Below are 20,813 nucleotides of genomic sequence, written 5' to 3'. Positions count from 1 at the left end.
GCTCATTTACCCTATGCTGCTCAAAGAGGGTATCCAGAAAGCTCCTGCCGTTGGCCAATCATTGGGTTAAAATTAGGCTAATCAAATCGGATAAGCCTCACGGCTCTAGCTAATTGATTAAAAATGTTCTACGCTTTAATTCGACTATTTAAACAAAACGGGAACAAAAGGGGATGAATAAAAATATTTCAAAGTTCCCGGGATATAAAAGGAATATCACGCGCCTGCGGGACACTTACCGATAATGAATTAGAAGAAATAAAAGGTAACTAAAGAAAACGTCCCTTACGGCAAGTTACCAAAGCCCTGTGGCGTACAAAGGAAGAAAGGAAGAAATCGAAAAAGGAATTCAGATGGGACATGAGAATGAGAAACCCGTTGTCCTGATAACCGGCTCCTCAGGAAATATCGGTACTGCGTTGACAACTGCCTTAAAAAAAGATTATCGCATCGTTGGACTCGATCGCGAAAAAGAGACCGCTGATATTGTTATTGATTTAACATCAGAATCATCTATCAACCAAGCATTTAAAATATTTAAACAACGTTATGGAACAAAAATTGCAGCCGTCATCCATCTCGCGGCCTATTTTGATTTTACTGGTGAAGATTCACCTTTATATGAAGAGGTAAATGTTAAGGGAACGAAAAAATTACTTCAAAAATTACAGGATTTTGAAGTCGAACGCTTTATTTATACTAGCACAATGCTCGTTCATGAACCCTGTAAACCTGGCGAAAAAATCAATGAAGAGACTCCCCTTGGCCCCAAATGGGTCTATCCTGAATCCAAAGTCGAAGCCGAGCAAGTTATTGAAAAGCATCATGGTCATATTCCTTATTTGATTTTAAGGCTCGCAGGATTGTATGATGAAAGTAGTTGTGTGCCAACCCTAGCTCATCAAATCAAACGCGTCTATGAGCGCTCCTTCAAAAGCTATCTATATGCAGGAAATATTGAATCTGGACAAGCTTTCATTCATAAAGAGGATCTGGTACGTTTAGTTAAAAAATCCATCGAGCATCGTCATGATTTGCCTGAAAAAGAGATCATTCTTGCTGGTGAACCCGACGTGGTCAGTTATAAAGAAATGCAACACTACATTACTGATCTGATGCATAATGAAAAAGCAGAATTGATTAATGTACCCAAACCTATTGCTAAAGCTGGAGCTTGGTTAGAAGAAAAATCAGAACCCCTCGTCCCAGATGATTTCGATCAAGGTCAAAAACCCTTCATAAAACCTTTTATGATGGATTTATCTTCCGATCACTATGATTTGGATATCTCCAAAGCCAAGGAAAAACTGGATTGGCAACCAAAACATCAAATTAAAAAAACCTTACCTAAAATTATTCAGGATTTAAAAAACGACCCTGAGAATTGGTACGAAAAGAATAAAATTCCAGTTCCCGACTGGATGGAGGCCATCCAACATCAAAATCCTGAAAAAATACGTAAAGCCTATGAAAAAGAATTTCGTCAAGTCCATCAAAATTTTCTCTGGGCCCATTTCTTAAACATTGCTTTGGGATTTTGGCTCCTCAGCTCCCCAGCAACCCTAGGTTATGAATCTTATCCAATGACGCTCAGCGATTGGATAAGCGGTGGCTTACTCATCTTTTTTGCCTTTTTATGTTTATCCTGGCGATTTGCAGGAGTAAGATGGTTTTGTGCTCTTGTCGGACTGTGGGTTACCTTTTCTCCCTTAGCTTTTTGGGCCCCGACAGCAGCCGCCTATCTGAATGGAACACTTGTGGGATCTCTCATCATTGGCTTTTCCGTTTTAGTACGCCCTGATGTTGGCGTAGCGCCCAACGCCGCTATGGAAGGTTCTCAAATCCCCTACGGTTGGGATTTTTCACCCTCCAGTTGGTCACAACGTATCCTGATTATTATTCTTGCTTTTTTAGGATTGTTTATCTCTCGGTATATGGCAGCCTATCAATTAGGACATATTGATGGCGTTTGGGAGCCTTTTTTCATGGGTTATGCCAATGATCCAAAAAATGGTACAGAAGAAATTATAACTTCCTATGTCTCAGAAGCCTGGCCTGTCCCTGATGCTGGCTTAGGTGCCTTTGTCTATATCCTTGAGATTTTCACAGGAATTATTGGTGGAACGAATCGCTGGCGGACCATGCCTTGGCTAGTCTTACTCTTTGGCATTTTAATTGTTCCCTTAGGCGTGGTATCCATCACTTTTATTATCATTCAGCCCATATTGCTGGGTACATGGTGCACATTGTGTTTAATTGCCGCTAGCTCTATGTTGATACAAGTCCCTTATTCTCTTGATGAATTGGTCGCAACCAGTGTTTTTCTCTGGCGTCGCTGGAAAGCCGGACGACCTATTTTACGCATTTTGTTTGTAGGTGATGTAGATTCTGAAAGTGAAGAACGTCAGGATGAAACTAATTTTGAACGTCCACCCTTAAAAGTTATTAAAGACATAGTAAGTGGAGGAGTTAGTTTCCCTTGGAGTTTACTGCTTTGCCTGCTAGTGGGTTTTTGGCTCATGTTTACACGATTAACGTTAGACTCTACAGGAAGTATGGCAAATGCCGATCATATTATAGGCTCTTTAGTGATCACTGTTAGTGTAATTGCTTTTGCAGAAACCGCGCGCTCCTTACGATGGATTAATCTCCTTTTTGGCCTTTGTTTGTTGTTTACTCCCTTTATATACGAAGCCAATCTTTTGCAAACTCTATCTAGTCTGCTTTGCGGAGGGCTTTTGATTCTTTTAAGCTTCCCTCGAGGAAAAATCTATAACTCCTATGGTGAGTGGGATCGGTTTATCATTTAGGAATACGCTCTAGAACTTTAAAAATATTTTGGCAATTATAAGAAAACATATCGTGCTCCTAGACCTGAACGCTCAAATAGTTGTCGCTTTTAATTGTGCAGATTAACTATTTACCTTATTTAAACTATTTAGCTCTCAGGCAAAGACATCAAACTCGCATTGCCACCAGCAGCAGTTGTATCGACGGTGTAAGTACGCTCATGACACAGGGGTAATAAATAATAAGGACCGCCTGCTTTGGGTCCTGTGCCTGATAATCCTTCGCCACCAAAGGGTTGTAAGCCAACCACCGCACCTATCATATTACGGTTAACATAACAGTTACCGGCACGAACACGGTTGCGAATATATTCAACTTGTTGGTTTATACGACTATGAATTCCTAAAGTTAAACCATAACCTGTACTATTAATATCTTGAATGACTTTATCTAAATCTTTTCGCTTATAACGAACAACATGTAAAATAGGCCCAAATACTTCTTTTTTTAATGCTCTAATTGAATCAATAGCGATAGCAGTTGGCGGCATAAAATAGCCATCAGCGCACTCTTCTGATAGAGGACATTGATAAATAATTTCATACTGTTGCTCCATGCTGTGAACATGCTCTTTTAAAGCTAAAAGTGCTTCTTGATCAATAACAGGCCCAATATCGGTAGCAAGCCATTGTGGATCGCCTATTTTAAGCTCTGCCATTGCTCCTTTTAATAAATTAACTAAACGAGAATAAATTTCATCTTGTACATACAAAACTCGTAAAGCCGAACAACGTTGACCGGCACTGCCAAACGCAGAGTTAATTGTATCAATTACAACTTGTTCTAATAAGGCAGATGAATCAACAATCATGGCATTTTGCCCGCCCGTTTCTGCAATAAACGGAATAATTTCGCCCCCACGAGAAGCTAAAGTTTGATTAATAATATCTGCTGTTTGATTTGAGCCTGTAAACAAAATTGCCTTAATACGTAAATCATTGACTAAAGCAGAACCTATTACATCTCCAGGTCCAGGCAATAGTTGCAAAACATCATTTTGAATACCTGCTTGATACATAAACTTAACGGCTGTAGCAGCAATTAGAGGCGTTTGCTCAGCAGGTTTAGCAATCACAGTATTTCCTGTCACAAGTGCTGCAACAATTTGTCCTGTAAAAATTGCTAATGGAAAATTCCACGGGCTTATACATAAAGCGGTCCCTCGACCGTGCAAAGAAAGCTCATTTAACTCACCTGTATAGCCTGACAGCCGTTTAGGCGTGGCCATTAATTTAATAGCCTCTGCTGCATAATATCTACAAAAATCAATGGCCTCCCGAACCTCAGCTAAACTATCGGGCCAAGTTTTACCTGCCTCTTTACAAAGCATTGCCATGAGTAATGGCTTATTTTCTTCAAATAAATCAGCAATGCGTAACAAAATAGCAGCACGCTCATGAACAGATTTTCTACTCCAATCTATAAACGCTTTTTCTGCACTGCTTAAAGCAGCTTGAACATCTTCTAAGGTCGCTTCTGAAATTCGGCCTATGGGTTTATTTTGATTCTGAGGGGAAGTGACGCTACGTTCAACTTGCCTGTCTATTCTATTAGCTAATAAGGGTCCAGCCTCCCAATGATTAAAATCCATTTGCTCATACAACAACTTTAACTGACCTACAGCTTCCCTATCGCTAAAGTCAAATCCTACTGAATTTTGGCGCTCTGGCATAAATAAATCGATAGGCAGAAGGATATTGGAATTAGGTTTATTAACCAACATGCTGGCTTTCGCGATTGGATCTTCAACTAATGAATCTATGGGTGCTTTTTCATCGACAATTCGATTTACAAAAGAAGAATTGGCGCCATTTTCTAACAGGCGGCGTACAAGGTAAGGCAACAAATCTTCATGGCTTCCTACAGGTGCATAAATACGACACGGTATACCTGCAGGCACAATTTGCTCGTAAAGCTCTCTTCCCATACCATGCAAACACTGAAATTCAAAATCATGATAATCCCCCGCAATACTTAAAATCATTGCCACTGAGTAAGCATTATGCGTTGCAAATTGGGGATAAATAGCATCTGTCATGGTTAAAATCTTTCTAGCACAAGCTTGAAAAGAAACATCGGTAAAAATTTTTCGTGTAAATACCGGATAATCAGTAAGGCCCTGCATTTGAGTTTTTTTAATTTCACTATCCCAATATGCACCTTTCATTAGCCTTACCATTATACGTCGATAATTCTTTCTAGCTAACTCTGCGATCCAATCCAATAAGAAAAAAGCGCGTTTCTGATAGGACTGGACAGCGATACCAAAACCCTGCCAACCATCTAGGCTCGGGTTACTAAATACACTTTCTATGACATCAAGTGATAAATCCAGTCTTTCAGATTCTTCAGCATCAATGGTCAAGGCAATATCATATTTACAAGCAGCCTGAGCCAGCGCTAAAAGCTTAGGTGATAACGCTTCTAATACTCTATCACGTTGTGCTTCATGATAACGCGGATGAAGGGCTGATAATTTAATTGAAATGCCTGGACGCTGATAAATAGTAGTATTTTTATCAACTCGACTACCAATCACCTCAATCGCATGACTGTAAGCGGTAAAGTAGCGCGCTGCGTCAATCTGAGTAAGAGCTGCTTCACCCAACATATCATAAGAATAACGATAGCCTACTGCTTCTCTTTTTTTAGCGCGGGCAAGAGCCTCAGAAATTGTTCTTCCCATAACAAATTGCTTACTCATAATACGCATTGCTTTTTCAACGGCTTTACGTACGACACCTTCACCACTTCGATTAAGCAAGGTCAGCAGTGCTTTACTTAAAAGAGAATCAGCTCGCTCAGGCGTTAATACTTTACCCGTTAGCATCAACGCCCAAGTGGTGGCATTTACGAAAAATGAGTCGCTCTGCCCCCGATGTGATTTCCAATCAGCAGTGGCTAACTTATCTTTAATTAAGCTATCAATAGTTGCATTATCAGGTACACGTAGTAATGCTTCAGCAAGACACATAAGCGCAATACCTTCATCGCTTGACAAAGCATATTCAGTAAGAAAAGAATCAATACCTGTACTTTTTTTCCGTTCAGCTCTAACTTTCTCTACTAAATTTATGGCAGAATTTTGAATTGCTTTTACTGTCTCTGGGGATAAAATTGCTTTATCGATTAGCTCACGAACTAAGGTTTGCTCTCGAGCTCGATAAGCTTTATTAATGCAAGCGCGACTACCTTGAGGAAGATGTCTATTGGACCTTTCCAGCATAGCTTTCTCCAATAAATTGGCCAAAATATAGGGTGGGATGATAATTCAGAAAATATTTAAATGAAATCAGATTTATCAAAAAATACCATAGCTTATTTATAGTTTGGTCTATTTTCTAGATAAAAATGAAAAAATTTAGAACTATTTTCAAGCTAATAGATATAATAAAACACTAATTGTTTAAAAATATTATGCAATTTTTGTTCCAATTTAAATCAATTTGTTATATAATAACTCATGCAAAAAAATCACTGTAAGTTAAGTTTTTGAATTGACTAAAAAATTATATAAATGATTAATCAAATACCTTATCAATTTACATTTGATTCACTTGCCAATATAATCACCACTCCTTGTGGTAACATTTACCACATTTTTTGGTTCTGGTTTTAATTTTTTAACCCTGCAGTTGCAGATGTTTGTCTTTATAAGTTAGCCAAGTTAAAAGTGATTCAATTAACAATGCTAACATGCCTCAATGAGTCATTTTTAACCACAAATAACTAAGGAGCTACATCTCATGATTTTGGGTTTATCAGAAAGAAACGAGGAATTATGAATACGATATTAAGTCTACTGTCTGCCGCTTTTTTCTCTTCAAGCGTTTCAACAGCAAATTTACCCTCTACAACACCTCTAGCTTCAACAACGCCTTCAGAAATAAGCAAGCCAATCGCCAAAACCGCAGTAGTAGTTAAAAAGATTACAGATATTAACCAACAAGTTCAACAACTAAGTCAAAAAGCGCCCGAACTTAACAAAAAAGTCTTAAGATTAGCCCTAGCAGCCTACCAAAAAGCCTCTTTCCGTGCTAATGTTAAAAAACCTGTATTGACAGTGATTGATTATTCCTTACCTTCTTCTAAACAAAGAATGTGGGTTTTTGATTTAAAGCAGGCAAAACTTTTATACAATACTTATGTAGCACATGGTAAAAATTCAGGCTCGACGATTCCCCATCACTTTTCTAATCGGATGTCTAGTAAAGAAACAAGCTTAGGAACCTACGTTACTCGAGATACTTATATAGGTTCTAAAGGTTTATCTTTAAATCTCCAAGGCCTAGAAAAGGGAATTAATGATAATGCCTATAATCGCCGTGTAGTTATTCATGGCGCTTGGTATGTAGAACCAGCATTTATTAAAAAGGCAGGTCAAGCAGGTCGAAGTTGGGGTTGCCCATCAATAGCAAAAACATTAGCAAAACCTGTTATAAACACCATTAAAGATGGTTCTGTTGTTTTTGCTTATTATCCAGATAAATATTATTTATCTCATTCAGGCTTTGTATTAGTTTAAAAAGTAAAGCCAGGGCTTTCCCCTGGCTTTTTCGCAGTCTTCCAACCAGAACATCCTGTTCTGTTCTCTATCCCTGAGTATCATTATCCATATGATTCCAGATCCATCTGTAGGCTTCAATTCCTTATGAAGTCTTGATTTAAACTTAGCAGCTAGATCACTATACAGCAAGCTCAAAATTTTAAACAAATGATGAGTTTAAAAACTATTTTTATAATAAATTTATTATAAATCAGCAAGTTAAAAAAAAATTAAAAATAATCTTAGCCAAATTATATTAACTATCTTACAATCTATTGAGATATTTCTTGGGTCAAATCAAGAGTTTTACTAATTCCATTTACCACAGATCAGATAGAAAAAGGGCTGTTATACCAGCTAATTTTATTTACAGATTAGTCTTTTTAGAAATAATTACAAATTTGCGAAACATTTTAATTATGGTAGTTTATAATTTAACATAAACTTGTATACTGATTAACATTAATTAGCATTACAAATCTGATATTTCTTCTTAAAGCTAATGGCACAATTAACTATTTTTAGAGTAACGTTATGAATCAACATGAAGGCGTAAAAAAAGATAAACAACTGATTATCAACTGGCTTATTGAACATTTTCCAAATGCCTTTTTTAAAAAAGGCCAACAAGTTAAACCGCTACAAATTGGTATTTTTGACGAAATTGTTGAATTTTATGACAGGCTAGACTCACCTCCTTTTAGTAAAAAAGCATTGAGGGAAGCATTAAGTTACTATAGTTCATCACCTGCTTATTTAAGCTGTCAAAAAGCAAACAGCGCCCGAGTTGACTTATATGGTAATGAAGTTGATATAGTAACAAGTGAACAGGCTAAGTATGCTCATCAACGTTATCAACAGCGCTATGCAGAAAAGAATAATGCGCAGGCTAAAGTAAAAGAATAAAATCCTAGGCTTATAAAAAATAGTTGTTCCAATATCGATTAAACTTTTCTGCAATACATTAAATAATTAATACTTACTGACTTTTGTAAGCTTGCCATACGGCTTAGAGGATTATAAGTCATACCTTTTAGAGTTATGACTTCAAATCCTTCGGTTCTAAGCATAGCCGCTAATTCAGCTGGCTTGATGAATTTATCATAGTCATGGGTTTGCTTAGGTAATAAGCCTAAAAGATATTCTGCTGCTATAATTGCTGCAGCATAGGCTTTGAATGTTCGATTAATAGTCGATAGAAATAAAAGTCCACCTGGTTTTAATAAACGGGCACATTGCTTAATGACCCAGTGTGGATCGGAAACGTGTTCAAGCATTTCCATACAAGTAATAATATCAAAAGGCGTTGCTTCATAATCTTCAATAGGCATACACACATAATTAATATTTAAATGATTAAGATTTGCATGCTCTTTCGCAGCTTCAATCGCTTGATGCTCAGCGTCAATGCCAGTAACTAATGCACCTTCTCGCGCCAGTGCCTCACTTAAAATGCCTCCGCCACAACCAAGGTCTAAGATGGTTTGCTCGGCAAGCTTTGTATAGCTTTTAATAAAAGCTAAGCGAGTCGGGTTAATATCATGCAAAGTCTTTAAATCACCCTCTATATCCCACCACTGAGTAGAGAGCTTTGCAAATTTAGCTACTTCGAGTTCATTTATTGAAGACTGATTTTGATTATTCATGGCAACTTAATAAATCTAAAGGTTGAAAAAAATCCAGTACATCAGGATTGGTAATAAAACTTATATTATAGGGATGTTCTGAGGTAAGGCCTTTAAAGAGAGCTGTTTCTGGTACTTGTGCTGCAAAGTAACCAAATAAAATTAATTGGATCGAAGGATTATAAGCAGCTAATTGCTTTAATACACTTGCCATAAAAGGACGCCATTGCTTTGCATGTAGACGAACCGGCTGGCTTAAGACTAAAGTGGCATTTAATAATAAAAAGCCTTTATGGAGCATATTTAGGAATAATTGCTCTGCAGTTTGACAGTAAAGCGATTTATCAAGTTTTGCAATAGCACTTTGTGATAAATCATCCTCTTTTAAGTCGCCGCGAGCAAGAAGTAACATTTTGACAAAGTTACGCAAAGACGTTGCTCGATTAACCTCTCTGCTTAATCCTTTAGCACTCCAAAGCGATTTAACCGCATTATCCCAAAAAGCATACCCATTTGCTGACTGGACACGGGGGTAAGGTGACTCACCTAATAAAATATAACGAACATTAGATAAAGGCCACTTAAATGCAGCAAACAACTTATCTAACCCAGGCAGCCAGTCAGTTTGCTTTTGTATTTGTTCTAAATAATTTTGATCCATACAAGCTAGGGCTTTTTTTAAAATCTTATGCCACTCTGGATGAGTATTTGCAATTAGATGGTCCAAAATAGCTCCTTTTAGTGAGATAATTTAGTAAGTTAACTTTAATTACAATTGTCCTTTACTAGACGAAAATCAAAAAGCCATTTAATCCTCGCCTACGTTAATCCTGCATGTCATTGTTGCGTGGATAAATTTGAGAGTTAATCATAACTAAAATGATCCTATGTCATCCTCAAATCCCATATCATCCCCGCGACATTGTTGCGTGGATAAGTGTGAGAACTAATTATAATCAACATGATCTTATGCCATCCCCACAAATCCTGTCATCCTCGCAAATCCTGTCATCCCCGCGCAGGCGGGGATCCATTCATCAATTAGCACTGAGGTTAATTTTTAGATGGATTCCCGCCTACGCGGGAAAGACATTCATTATCCACAACAATGCCCTCTGTTGAGCTATTTTAACCCCACAGATGAAAATCAAAAGCCATTTAATCTTCGCCTACGTTAATCCTGCATGTCATTATTGCGTGGATAAATTTGAGAATTAATCATAACTAAAATGATCCTATGTCATCCTCAAATCCCATATCATCCCCCGCAAATCCTGTCATCCCCGCGCAGGCGGGGATCCATTCATCAATTAGCACTGAGGTCAATTTTTTAGATGGATTCCCGCCTGCGCGGGAAAGACATTCATTATACACCATTATCCACGCAACAATGCCATCCTGCATTGAGCTATTTTAACCCACAAACGTTAATCTGCACTGAATTAATTTTTAACCCTCACTATGAAAATTGTTAGACCATCAGGCTCTAAAACCAAGCTTTTGTAACTACTGCTGTCGTAATTTGGTTATTTTTATCACGTTGTAATATTGTCCAAGTCAATTTACAGCGTTGTAGATGACCTAAAAGTTCTGTCTGATTATTACAACGGTAGCGTATTGGCATATTATCATAAATCTCTTCCTTCTCTACAGCTTCACACTTTTCACCCGTGTTTAATTCGATTGCCCAAGGATATGCTTTAGAAACATCCAATGTCATATGCTGATTATTATTAACCGCTTCCGGTAAATTAAGTAATACACTTGCTCCATTCCAAGGTGACTTTGGGCAAATGGCTTGTTTATGAGTGCCGAATTGTTTGACAAAGCAAGGATCGTATATCTTATTTTGTACATGACATCGCCAGGCATCTTCACGTTTTATTCGTTGTGATTGCTGCCCGCATTCGCCTGGATAAGTTTCTTTTACGACTAAAGGCTCTTGCGCCGTGACATCTCCAAAAGGCCTATACAATTTTATCTCGGTCTCTGCATAACTTAGAGATATAAAAAATATTACGAAAATCAATGTAACTTGCACTCGCATAGGTTCCCCTCTTGATTTTATTTAGTGTATTATTTCTTCTTCATGACAAAACCACTTTTTTATAGCTTAAAATAACAAGGTAGGTAAAAGTTCTTTGTCGTTGAGAGCCTTTGTGCTGTTTTAAATAAACTCACAGTAATTCTACTATAGCGCCTATCACTTAGCTTTAGACAAAGCGCAAGCGAGGAGAGGCAAGGGAGTGTACAAACAGTACATGACCGAAGACGAACGAGCCTGCAACGCAGTATAAAGCTAAGTGATAGGCGCTATACTCTCTATTTGATTTCGGAGTATATAATGACAGATGTCTATACAGTAAAACAATGTTTGGAAGGTGAAATAAGCATTGATGAAACAGTAACAGTTCAAGGTTGGGTAAAAACAAGACGTGATTCAAAGGCTGGGTTATCTTTTATTAACTTACATGATGGTTCGTGTTTTTCACCCATTCAATTGGTTGTTCCTGCACAGTTATCAAACTATCAAGAAGATGTTTTAAGAATAACGACTGGCTGCTCACTCAAAGCGACTGGAAAACTAGTTGCTTCGCATGGCAAAGTCCAAGCTTTTGAAATTCAAGTAGAGTCACTTGAAGTCATTGGCTGGGTCGATGATCCAGAACGATATCCTATTCAAGCGAAGAGGCATACTCTAGAATTTCTACGAGAAGTAGCCCATTTACGTCCAAGAACGAATACAATTAGTGCTGTAACGCGCATAAGACATACACTTGCGCAAGCCATTCATCGCTTCTTTCATGAGCGAGGGTTTTTTTGGATTCATACGCCCATCATAACAGCAAGCGACTGTGAAGGTGCAGGTGAATTATTTCGTGTCAGTACATTAGACTTAGTTAATCTACCTAAAAAAGAAAATGGTGAAATTGATTTTTCTAAAGATTTTTTTGGTCGTGAAACTTTTTTAACAGTTTCAGGTCAATTAAACGTTGAAGCTTATTGTCTTGCTATGTCTAAAGTGTATACTTTCGGCCCAACTTTTCGTGCTGAAAATTCAAATACAAGTCGTCACCTGGCAGAATTTTGGATGATTGAGCCTGAAGTTGCTTTTGCTGACTTACAAACGATTTGCGCCTTAAGTCAAGATATGCTGCGCTTTTTAAGTAAAACAGTCTTAGAAGAACGTCAGGATGACATGGCTTTTTTCAATCAATTTGTAGCGCCAGGCTGTATTGAACGCTTAGAAAATATTATTGAATCGGAATTTGAAGTAATGACTTACACTGATGCCATTGCCCAATTAGAAAAGGCGAAAAAGCCTTTTGAATACGCTGTACGTTGGGGGCTTGATTTGCAATCAGAGCATGAGCGCTATCTCGCCGAAGACTTATGTAAAAAGCCTGTCATCATTACTGATTATCCTAAAGACATTAAAGGCTTTTATATGCGTCTAAATGATGATGAACGTACCGTGGCCGCTATGGATGTATTAGCTCCAGGTATTGGAGAAATTATAGGTGGCAGTCAACGTGAAGAACGTCTTGCCATATTAGATAAACGTATGGATGAATGTCATTTGGATAAAGATCATTATCAGTGGTATAGAGATTTGCGGCGTTACGGCTCAGTTCCTCATGCAGGTTTTGGTCTAGGTTTTGAGCGCTTAATTACTTACGTAACGGGCATTGCTAATGTTCGTGACGCCATTCCATTTCCGCGAACACCAGGTCATGCCGATTATTAAATCAAATAATGATTCAATTACTATTTAATATCCTCAATAAATGATTTCCCGCGAAATGGGAAATCATTTATTCAACCTTTATACTTTCTTAATATTTCTATAGGAAATGTAATAAGTCAGGGGAGAATGTCACTATCTTGGTGAAAGGCTGGATTTGAGTGCAGGTTGCACGAAGGAAGGGTGAAAAAGCGCAGCATAGCTATCTATGTGAGCATCCCCATCTACATGGGGACAGGCTTTGAACTATTATTTTCGTGCAAGATGCGTCAAATACAGCCCTTCGGTGATAAGGGCTGATAAGTTAGTAGAAAATTAGGTTAAAATACCTTCTTTAATAGTAAGTATCTTATCCATTTTAGAAGCTAATTGTTGATCGTGCGTTACAATGACTAAAGCGGTATTTAAATTTTTATTTAAATTCAACATTAATTCAAATACTTTATGCGCTGTTGTTTGATCTAAATTACCTGTAGGTTCATCGGCAAGCACGCAGAAGGGCTTATGCACCAAAGCACGTGCAATGGCAACACGTTGGCGCTCACCCCCTGATAATTGAGCTGGTTTATGATGAAGGCGGTGGCTAAGTCCTACTTCATTTAGAATTGCAATAGCTTGCTCACGGGCACTAGCAATGGCCGCATTTCCTAAGAGCAATGACATGGCCACATTTTCAACTGCACTAAATTCTGGTAATAAATGATGAAACTGATAAATAAAACCCAGCTGCTTATTACGTAATTTACATCGCTCCTTTTCACTTAAGTTCTGCCAAGCCGAATCCTGAACTAAAACCTCACCACTGGTTGGATTATCAAGCCCGCCAAGCAAATGCAACAGTGTACTTTTTCCTGATCCTGACGGACCGATAATAGCTAATCTATCACCTTGATTAATGGTTAAGTTAACCTCCTTTAAAACTTCAACGGTATTTACACCATCATGATAAGATTTGCTTAGATTAACACAATTTAAAATGGCTTTATTCATAATGTAATGCCTCCGCGATCACTGTTTTTGAGGCGCGCCATGCTGGATAAATAGTGGCAATAAAACTCATTAATAATGCCAATAAACATACTTGAACTAGATCTTTAATCATAATTTTTGATGGTAAATAATCTACAAAATAAATACTTGAAGAGAGGATTTGCATATGGAAAAGTGATTGCAACCCATTGACTATCGCTGTTGCATTACTAGCTATAATTAGCCCCCCTATTAACCCAATTAACGTTCCAACTGCGCCAACAACCATCCCCTGTACAATAAAAATCCAAAGAATAGTGCTAGGGGTGGCGCCGATAGTACGCAAAATCGCAATCTCTGACTGCTTATCGTTAACAACCATCACTAAAGAAGACACGAGATTAAAGGCAGCTACGGCGATGATTAACAGCAAAATAAGAAACATCATTGTTTTTTCCATTTTTACTGCTTCAAAAAAAGCGCCAAACTGATTAGTCCAGTTAGCCACCTGATATTCTTCACCTAATTTATCACTGAGCTGCTTGGTCATTTCAGGTGCATCATAAACATTAGCAATTTTCATTTTTAACCCGGTAACGTCATTTCCCATTTGCATTAATTTTTGGGCATCACCTATATTTACAAATCCGAGAGAGGTATCGAAATTAAAACCACTCCCCGCTGAAAAGACACCTACTACCGTAAAACGCTTAAATCGAGGTATCATTCCTGCTGGTGTCACCGTTGCTTGCGGAATCATGATAGAGACTTTATCGCCTATCATTAAACCTAAATTATCAGCAAGGCCTCGACCAATAATAATCCCAAAGTGCTGTAAATTAGCGAGATCCCCCGCCAATAACTTATCTTTAATATGAGAAACTTGCTGTTCTTTGTCCGGTAACACCCCAGTTAGTACAATTGGAAGAACCTGTCCGTCGTGGGTTACTAAGCCTTGTACACCTATAAAAGGCGCAATTGCTTTCACACGGGGAAAATTAGCTAATTGAGTTTCTAATGCTTGCCAATTACTTATCTTATTATTGGGACTGGTTATAGTAATTTCTGGCGCCATACCAAAAAAACGATTATGGATTTGTTCATCAAAACCATTCATAACCGAAAGTACAGTGATTAAGACCATAACCCCAATACCAATACCAAGCATTGAACTTAAAGAAATAAAGGAAACAAAATGGTTTTTCTTTTTTGCTCGAGTGTAGCGTAAGCCAATGTAAAGGGCTAAAGGTTTAAACATAATTTGCTATTATTTAAAATATAAAATTATATTGTAGTTAAAATTAACTGAACAAGGTACAAAAATTTATTGATTTTCAAACTTCTATAGTCGAACCTTTAATTAAACTTATAAATTATCTAAGCTATTAAGTGTAGTTATATCCTTTATCTATTTAATAATTAGGATAATTATGCTCTCTTCAATGGAATTAATTCTACGTTTACTGTTGGCAGCCTTTTATTAAAAATATTAATATATCTACCACAACTTATGAAAAATAAAAGCTTAACGATTCAGCCAATAATCCCTCTAATTTTTTTACATTTATTTTACTAACAGTTAAATCTCTGACTATATTTAATTTAAGGCTTCATTAAATGAAATGGAGTTCGTAATCCTAAGATTACAATTATTTCTATTATAAAATGGAATTGATGGAGTAATTATGCCTGTACATGAACGTAGACAACACTTTCGTATTGATGATGAAATTTACTTTGAATATAAAATCATTGAGCCAGGGAATTTTAGTTCCGATAAGTCCATTACGGAGGAGTTATTAGGCCAAAGTGGTCAACGCTACTTAGAAACAACCCGCTATTTTCAAAGCCTTGATTATGAATTATCAAAATTAACCCAAACACTCGCTCTCAAGGAACCTGCAATTGCTCACTATTTAAACTTGCTAAATGCTAAAATTGATTATCTAATGAGGCACTTATCCATTGCAGAAAAAACGCAGCAACATAAAGTTAACATTAGTTTAGGAGGCATGGCTTTCTATACGAAAAGTAAAATAAAAGAACAAACACCAATGAAGTTGGTCATTTATACAAAGCCTAAAATGATACCTATTATTGTGAATGCTGTGGTTGTCTATAGCCAATATACAAGCAATAATAGTTATAGAACGGCAGTTCAATTTGAAAGTCTTACAAAAGAGCAAGAACAATTGTTATCTCAACATATTATGCTTGCCCAAGTACAGTGCCGTCTAGATTAGTTAAGTTTTGAACTTATACTATGCCTTTTCGTAACCTTCTCTAGGTTCTCTTAACTTCTGCTAAACAAAAATCTGTCAAAAGCTAAAATAGAATTTATTTTTGCCTCTTTGCCCTTAGCCCGATAAACTACCAGTCTACTCACTTAATAAATAGAGCAGTTATGACTAGACAAATTTTGTGTGCGAAACTAAATGAAGAATTAGAAGGCTTAGATTCTGCTCCTTTCCCAGGCGAGCTTGGCGAGCGCATTTATCAACATGTTTCGAAGCGCGCATGGCAAATGTGGCTTGCCCATCAAACCATGTTAATTAATGAATATCGCTTAAGTTTAATTGATCCTAAAGCACGAGAATTTCTGTTTAAAGAAATGGAAAAATTCTTTTTTGGCGAAGGCTCAGACAAACCGACAGGTTATATTCCACAAGGTTAAAACCCATCCAACTTTAATGATTAAAAAAAAGAAATATGTAAAAAAAATTTAATTTTCCTACTTGACTCAAATTCATTAACAGAGTTTAATAGCAACCCTTGGGGCCAGATAGCTCAGTCGGTAGAGCAAAGGACTGAAAATCCTTGTGTCGGTGGTTCGATTCCACCTCTGGCCACCATTAAAATCAAGCACTTACGTAAACTTCCCGAAATTCAGAATTTTTCATGTAGACGCAATGTAGACAGATAATTGGTCTCCCTCAAGTACGAGAACAAATTAATTAACCATATAAAATTGACTTGTTACAGAGTCAATCAAATCATCATAAGTAAAAATTTCAATATTTTGATAGTCAGCGAGAATCTCTCTCCATTCATCGTTTGAGAAGTTATTTCTCCGCCCAATAATTAGATACTTACGAGGATTTTTTACTTTAAATCCATATTCTTTCTCAAACCATACTCTATTACACTCTTCATTAAAAAAATTAGCATACTCTCTCATTTGTGCTATATACTGATTCAGCTTTGCTGAAAAAGATCTTCTGTTAACCGTTCCGACAATTACTTTGTCAATTTTAGGTAATTTGAAATCGACTATATCTGCATAACCATTAGGATGGATAATAAAAAAGTCCGGCTTTAAGTTTTCTTTTTTACTATTTTGCCAAATACAGAGAGTTTCTGGAGATATTTTTGTTACTCCAAATTTTTTTTTAATAATAAATTGATGTTCGTTTTTTGAAAGAAATTTTGTAATTGTAGTTTCTTTTGTACAGTCATTTCCCCAAAGTTCAATAAATCTGTTAATAATAGGTAATAACTTATACTTATAATCATCAGGAAAATCAAAACAATACGAAGCATCTATCTTATATGCATTTTCCAGGAAAAAAGTATCCCACTCTAAGGTATAGAAATTATCGTTTTCTTTAAAATTAATTGGTAATATTTCTAGCCATTTTACATGCCTCGTCATAAGGCCTTTTGAATTGGCATCAAAAAAATATGAATTTATGATCCGTGTTGGACGCTTTTTATCAATACTTATATTTTGACTAATAATTAATTTCATATTTTGCGCAAAAAAATTCCATTTAAGCTCTACAAGCTTATCTAATCCGTTTAAAGTTGGCACAACTAATTCTTCATTAGTTACAGGCAAAATGAAAGAATCAGAGTCAACTTTTGTATACTTAAACCCAGTAATTCCTTCTAAAACATCACATTCCTTATCCATAAAAACAAAAAAATTGCACTTCATGTTTATGGGACGATTAATATCTAGTATATTGTATGGACCGTCATACTCTATGGCAATATGAGACCTAAATACATAAAATGATATCTCGTCAAAGTTAACAAGCATTCCTGGACAAGTTTTAATTAAATGAGGATTGTTTTTTAGATATTTTATTAGTGGTAAGGTATAGATTTGTACTAGCTTGTCTGGAAACTTAATTATAGTCTCTTTAAACTCGTCCTCCATATTAACTCCATAAATTTGAGCTATAATTTGCCTAAATTTGAGAATTTATTTTAAGTATAGTAAATATTCACTTTTGTATCTTTAAAGCTATTATCTGCGTCACTGCATAAAAAGCGCAGTGACGCAGAAATTCAGAATCAGTACAGCCCAATAAAATCAAGACTCCAACACCTGTCCGTCTTAACGCGCTCCGCAAGAAAAGAAAAAATAATCTCCTAACTAGCTTATCCTAAGATCTTAACTTTTCTAATTTGAAGTAGAAGCATTGATTAACCAGCGAAACGCTTAAGTGTTTAATGCTAAGCTAGTTTGCTCCTTAAACTCTGTGAATGGATGTTCAGTCGGGAACATCTTCGAAGATGTAATTTTTTCATTAGTAAGGCAGCTTCTAAATAAGCATTGTCTTTAAGAGCAAGCTAATTATAAAATAATTGCAAAAGCCCAAAAATCCAACCGGATGTAGCTAATAAAAAAACTATAATTGAGTGATTGTTAAACCAATCTATGAAATATAAGATTCTGTTTCCTTGCAAGCTGCTAAAGTTTAGATTTGTTTTTAATTTTTTATTGTTTATTCTCTCAAGGATATTACAAAATATATCAGTTTTTCTTAAAGTTGACTGATGAAGTTTTAAATAATCCTTCTTCTCAAAAGCATCAGCTTCGTTTTGTCCGCTAAGAAAATTACTTTTAGAAATATTATTTTTATCAATTAATTTTTCTAAACGCGGATGTCCTATATATCCAACTCCATAAATATCAATTAGTAAATTATTCAAATCAATTTTATCTTGATCTGATATAACGATCGGCTCTCCTCCTAAAACTTTGAACCTATGCTCAATTGCTAAAAAACCATAATTTGAATTTTTCATGTTCCAGTGAACCCATTTTTTCATTGAGTTCTTATCAACAAATTTATAAAATTTGGTCAACATTTCTCTTTCAAGAAAATCATAGTTATTATCTATATCATCTAGCTTCCCACGAATTTCAGCTTCCTGATGAATTGAAAATGAATGCGTTTGGCGAGAATAAAGATTTGTAACAGCTATTGAAGTTATTCGAGGAGAACACATTGAGTCTCTATCATAAAAACTTTCGCAGGAGTAATGAATAAAAAGAACATTTTCAGGCTTTTCTATAAGTAGTTTAATTTGCTTTAATGCTATTTTTCTTTTATTAAGATTTATCATTTTATTTATTAATCATTTTAAAATCACTATTCATTAATATTATCTTTTTTTGATCCATCTGGATTATCTCTAACATACTCCTGATCGCCTCTCTGATATATATGATATCCAGGATGTTGACCATTTTTTACTTCCTTTACTACTTGTTTTCTGGGAACATTTTTTCTGCTGCCTACGTCATAAGTTTCATTTCTCCCATTTACGCCGTCATTATTTCCTTTGATTTTTGCCATCTCATATCTCAAGAAGCTTCGATTTAACTATTTATCGACATTGCTAACTCTATCTTTAATTATTCTGCGTCACTGCAAAAATGTGCAGTGACGCAGAAATTTTTCCATTAAATACCCAGTTGCTATCTGCCCTAGAAGGCCCTCTGTCCTGACGCACCAAATAAGATAGGACAAAAAATTCTCATTAAGTCTCTTGTCTCAAGATCAACACTTTGTTAATTTTCTAAATGAAGTATGACTGATGAGCCGGCGGAAATCCGGCGAAACGCTTGAGCGTCTTATACTAAAACCATGCTTTTTCCCTAACCTAATGGTTGGACGTTTAGTCGGGAAATCTTTAAGGAACTCTGTCGTTCGATAGAGGTAAATCATTATTCACTATGAAATGGATGGCGGATAAAGCACTTTTGTTTTATCTAACCTACTCAACTACATTAACAGGAGAAAAACTACCGAAAAAACTTGGTTACGGCCAAATCGTTTGCCTTATAACGATTGCTTTGCCCCCTACTTCGAGCTTTACGGCTTTGCCGAGTTTCACTAGCGAGTGAGCTGCTCGACCAACACTAAACAGCACTCAGGGCAAACACTTATTTAAAATACCTTTGCAGGTGAACTATGCGCACACAATCATTGAGACAATTCGCTAATCAGCAAATAAAATTTGACAGACGAGGTAAATACCTTTATCGCAAGCATCGTGCTTATGTCCTTCATAAAATGATTGATGATTTATTTGCTATTCGGCAAGTACCACCTTCTTGGCAAGCCCTAAACACGCAACATATTACCGAACTGGTTTCTTATTGGAAAAAACGCAAGATTAATCCAGTGACAATCATGCGCTATATGACCATCATTCGTCGTTTCTTGGCCATGTGTGAGTGTTCTGTTGCCAATATTGATAACAAATCGCTTAACTTAATGCGTCCTATTAAACGCAAAAAACGTAAATCAATTGTTAAAGAAGATATTTGGCAATCAATCACCGATCCATATGCTCGCATCATTATGGCGTTGCAAACTGAGTTTGGTTTGACCTTTCGAGAAGCTATCACAATAAAACCGCATATCCAGGTTCAAGATAATCATTTTTGGATTACCAGAGATATTGCGTTTAACTCGAGCGACCGTCATATCCCTTATCGAACGACAACTCAACGCTCACTTGTAGACTTTTTTAATCAGTTAACTGGCAGGCATGATAGCCTCATAAAAATAATACCCTATGAAGAAATCCGCTTAAGATGGCGCAGCGCTTTAGCCAAACATAGACTATCTAGCGCTAAAAGCTGGCGCTATTTGTATGCGCAACAAATGTATGCAAGCTTGCTGGCTGAGCATGGTAACTATAAAACTTGCTTGTTGATACAAGATGAGATGGGAATAAAATCGCGTAACACGTTATGGTTATATCTTAAGGATGTAAAATCGGCTGGGACAACTGGGACACTTGGGACAGCGCATTAGTACTGGGCTCACACTGT

At 36.5% G+C, this 20,813-nt stretch carries 16 protein-coding genes and 1 tRNA gene; 8 read left to right on the top strand and 9 right to left on the bottom strand.

Features of this window, described 5'->3' with window-relative positions; genetic code table 11:
• Nucleotides 1–353: 353 nt before the first annotated feature.
• On the top strand, nt 354–2,810 hold the full coding sequence (locus ACQUW5_RS04435; protein ID WP_444990000.1) for an NAD-dependent epimerase/dehydratase family protein: 2,457 nt from the start codon (nt 354–356) through the stop codon (nt 2,808–2,810).
• A 128-nt stretch (nt 2,811–2,938) separates the two neighbouring features.
• Here ACQUW5_RS04435 and putA read toward each other — a convergent pair whose 3' ends face one another.
• Complete coding sequence (gene putA, locus ACQUW5_RS04430; protein ID WP_444989999.1) at nt 2,939–6,076, bottom strand: bifunctional proline dehydrogenase/L-glutamate gamma-semialdehyde dehydrogenase PutA; 3,138 nt, start codon at nt 6,074–6,076, stop codon at nt 2,939–2,941.
• Nucleotides 6,077–6,631: 555 nt separating this feature from the next.
• On the opposite strand from putA, the gene ACQUW5_RS04425 reads away from it, so the two are divergent.
• A complete protein-coding gene (locus tag ACQUW5_RS04425) occupies nt 6,632–7,375 on the top strand; it encodes a murein L,D-transpeptidase catalytic domain family protein (RefSeq protein WP_444989998.1) in 744 nt (247 codons plus the stop codon).
• 555 nt (nt 7,376–7,930) lie between these two features.
• Nucleotides 7,931–8,302 carry a ProQ/FinO family protein gene (locus tag ACQUW5_RS04420; protein ID WP_444989997.1) on the top strand — a complete coding sequence of 124 codons (372 nt, stop codon included), beginning with the start codon at nt 7,931–7,933 and terminating at the stop codon, nt 8,300–8,302.
• Nucleotides 8,303–8,340: 38 nt separating this feature from the next.
• On the opposite strand, the gene ubiG is transcribed toward ACQUW5_RS04420, so the two are convergent.
• The 3 genes from ubiG to ACQUW5_RS04405 all read right to left on the bottom strand — a co-directional run bounded on the left by ubiG (nt 8,341) and on the right by ACQUW5_RS04405 (nt 11,068).
• On the bottom strand, nt 8,341–9,042 hold the full coding sequence (gene ubiG, locus ACQUW5_RS04415; protein ID WP_444989996.1) for a bifunctional 2-polyprenyl-6-hydroxyphenol methylase/3-demethylubiquinol 3-O-methyltransferase UbiG: 702 nt from the start codon (nt 9,040–9,042) through the stop codon (nt 8,341–8,343).
• Nucleotides 9,035–9,751, bottom strand: coding sequence for a uracil-DNA glycosylase family protein (locus tag ACQUW5_RS04410; protein ID WP_444990029.1), 717 nt, complete (start codon nt 9,749–9,751; stop codon nt 9,035–9,037). Before ACQUW5_RS04410 ends, ubiG begins: the two co-directional genes overlap by 8 nt.
• A gap of 756 nt (nt 9,752–10,507) precedes the next feature.
• Nucleotides 10,508–11,068, bottom strand: a complete 561-nt coding sequence (locus ACQUW5_RS04405; RefSeq protein ID WP_444989995.1) for a hypothetical protein — start codon at nt 11,066–11,068, stop codon at nt 10,508–10,510.
• Between the two features lie 297 nt (nt 11,069–11,365).
• On the opposite strand from ACQUW5_RS04405, the gene asnS reads away from it, so the two are divergent.
• Nucleotides 11,366–12,769, top strand: coding sequence for an asparagine--tRNA ligase (asnS, locus tag ACQUW5_RS04400; RefSeq protein ID WP_444989994.1), 1,404 nt, complete (start codon nt 11,366–11,368; stop codon nt 12,767–12,769).
• Between the two features lie 312 nt (nt 12,770–13,081).
• Here asnS and lolD read toward each other — a convergent pair whose 3' ends face one another.
• Complete coding sequence (gene lolD, locus ACQUW5_RS04395) at nt 13,082–13,756, bottom strand: lipoprotein-releasing ABC transporter ATP-binding protein LolD (protein ID WP_444989993.1); 675 nt, start codon at nt 13,754–13,756, stop codon at nt 13,082–13,084.
• Nucleotides 13,749–14,993: a lipoprotein-releasing ABC transporter permease subunit gene (locus tag ACQUW5_RS04390; protein WP_444989992.1), complete on the bottom strand. Its 1,245-nt coding sequence runs from the start codon at nt 14,991–14,993 to the stop codon at nt 13,749–13,751. The genes lolD and ACQUW5_RS04390 overlap by 8 nt, the downstream gene beginning before the upstream one ends.
• A 427-nt stretch (nt 14,994–15,420) precedes the next feature.
• Between ACQUW5_RS04390 and ACQUW5_RS04385 the strand changes: the two genes are divergently transcribed.
• From ACQUW5_RS04385 to ACQUW5_RS04375, 3 genes are all read left to right on the top strand, one after another.
• Nucleotides 15,421–15,978 carry a PilZ domain-containing protein gene (locus ACQUW5_RS04385; protein ID WP_444989991.1) on the top strand — a complete coding sequence of 186 codons (558 nt, stop codon included), beginning with the start codon at nt 15,421–15,423 and terminating at the stop codon, nt 15,976–15,978.
• A gap of 161 nt (nt 15,979–16,139) precedes the next feature.
• Nucleotides 16,140–16,409 (top strand): oxidative damage protection protein, encoded by a 270-nt coding sequence (locus ACQUW5_RS04380; RefSeq protein ID WP_444989990.1) that lies wholly within the window; start codon nt 16,140–16,142, stop codon nt 16,407–16,409.
• A 102-nt stretch (nt 16,410–16,511) separates the two neighbouring features.
• Nucleotides 16,512–16,587: transfer RNA gene (locus ACQUW5_RS04375), tRNA-Phe, on the top strand.
• Nucleotides 16,588–16,685: 98 nt separating this feature from the next.
• On the opposite strand, the gene ACQUW5_RS04370 is transcribed toward ACQUW5_RS04375, so the two are convergent.
• The 3 genes from ACQUW5_RS04370 to ACQUW5_RS04360 form a co-directional block, all read right to left on the bottom strand.
• Entirely contained in the window at nt 16,686–17,897 is a 1,212-nt protein-coding gene (locus ACQUW5_RS04370) for a Shedu anti-phage system protein SduA domain-containing protein (RefSeq protein ID WP_444989989.1), read from the bottom strand.
• Between the two features lie 416 nt (nt 17,898–18,313).
• Complete coding sequence (locus ACQUW5_RS04365) at nt 18,314–19,093, bottom strand: hypothetical protein (protein WP_444989988.1); 780 nt, start codon at nt 19,091–19,093, stop codon at nt 18,314–18,316.
• Between the two features lie 26 nt (nt 19,094–19,119).
• Complete coding sequence (locus ACQUW5_RS04360) at nt 19,120–19,326, bottom strand: DUF3892 domain-containing protein (protein ID WP_444989987.1); 207 nt, start codon at nt 19,324–19,326, stop codon at nt 19,120–19,122.
• A 618-nt stretch (nt 19,327–19,944) separates the two neighbouring features.
• On the opposite strand from ACQUW5_RS04360, the gene ACQUW5_RS04355 reads away from it, so the two are divergent.
• On the top strand, nt 19,945–20,796 hold the full coding sequence (locus ACQUW5_RS04355) for a site-specific integrase (RefSeq protein ID WP_444989986.1): 852 nt from the start codon (nt 19,945–19,947) through the stop codon (nt 20,794–20,796).
• Nucleotides 20,797–20,813 lie beyond the last annotated feature (17 nt).

The organism is Legionella pelazae (assembly GCF_052527395.1).
The sequence above is the reverse complement of the archived record's forward strand: the minus strand, read 5'-3'. Positions and strand labels throughout refer to the sequence as shown.

Excerpts from the sequence above, each read along its gene's own strand:
- ACQUW5_RS04435 (WP_444990000.1), top strand. The coding sequence starts at position 354 with ATGGGACATGAGAATGAGAAACCCGTTGTCCTGATAACCGGCTCCTCA.
- putA (WP_444989999.1), bottom strand. The coding sequence starts at position 6,076 with ATGCTGGAAAGGTCCAATAGACATCTTCCTCAAGGTAGTCGCGCTTGC.
- ACQUW5_RS04425 (WP_444989998.1), top strand. The coding sequence starts at position 6,632 with ATGAATACGATATTAAGTCTACTGTCTGCCGCTTTTTTCTCTTCAAGC.
- ACQUW5_RS04420 (WP_444989997.1), top strand. The coding sequence starts at position 7,931 with ATGAATCAACATGAAGGCGTAAAAAAAGATAAACAACTGATTATCAAC.
- ubiG (WP_444989996.1), bottom strand. The coding sequence starts at position 9,042 with ATGAATAATCAAAATCAGTCTTCAATAAATGAACTCGAAGTAGCTAAA.
- ACQUW5_RS04405 (WP_444989995.1), bottom strand. The coding sequence starts at position 11,068 with ATGCGAGTGCAAGTTACATTGATTTTCGTAATATTTTTTATATCTCTA.
- asnS (WP_444989994.1), top strand. The coding sequence starts at position 11,366 with ATGACAGATGTCTATACAGTAAAACAATGTTTGGAAGGTGAAATAAGC.
- lolD (WP_444989993.1), bottom strand. The coding sequence starts at position 13,756 with ATGAATAAAGCCATTTTAAATTGTGTTAATCTAAGCAAATCTTATCAT.
- ACQUW5_RS04390 (WP_444989992.1), bottom strand. The coding sequence starts at position 14,993 with ATGTTTAAACCTTTAGCCCTTTACATTGGCTTACGCTACACTCGAGCA.
- ACQUW5_RS04385 (WP_444989991.1), top strand. The coding sequence starts at position 15,421 with ATGCCTGTACATGAACGTAGACAACACTTTCGTATTGATGATGAAATT.
- ACQUW5_RS04380 (WP_444989990.1), top strand. The coding sequence starts at position 16,140 with ATGACTAGACAAATTTTGTGTGCGAAACTAAATGAAGAATTAGAAGGC.
- ACQUW5_RS04370 (WP_444989989.1), bottom strand. The coding sequence starts at position 17,897 with ATGGAGGACGAGTTTAAAGAGACTATAATTAAGTTTCCAGACAAGCTA.
- ACQUW5_RS04365 (WP_444989988.1), bottom strand. The coding sequence starts at position 19,093 with ATGATAAATCTTAATAAAAGAAAAATAGCATTAAAGCAAATTAAACTA.
- ACQUW5_RS04360 (WP_444989987.1), bottom strand. The coding sequence starts at position 19,326 with ATGGCAAAAATCAAAGGAAATAATGACGGCGTAAATGGGAGAAATGAA.
- ACQUW5_RS04355 (WP_444989986.1), top strand. The coding sequence starts at position 19,945 with ATGCGCACACAATCATTGAGACAATTCGCTAATCAGCAAATAAAATTT.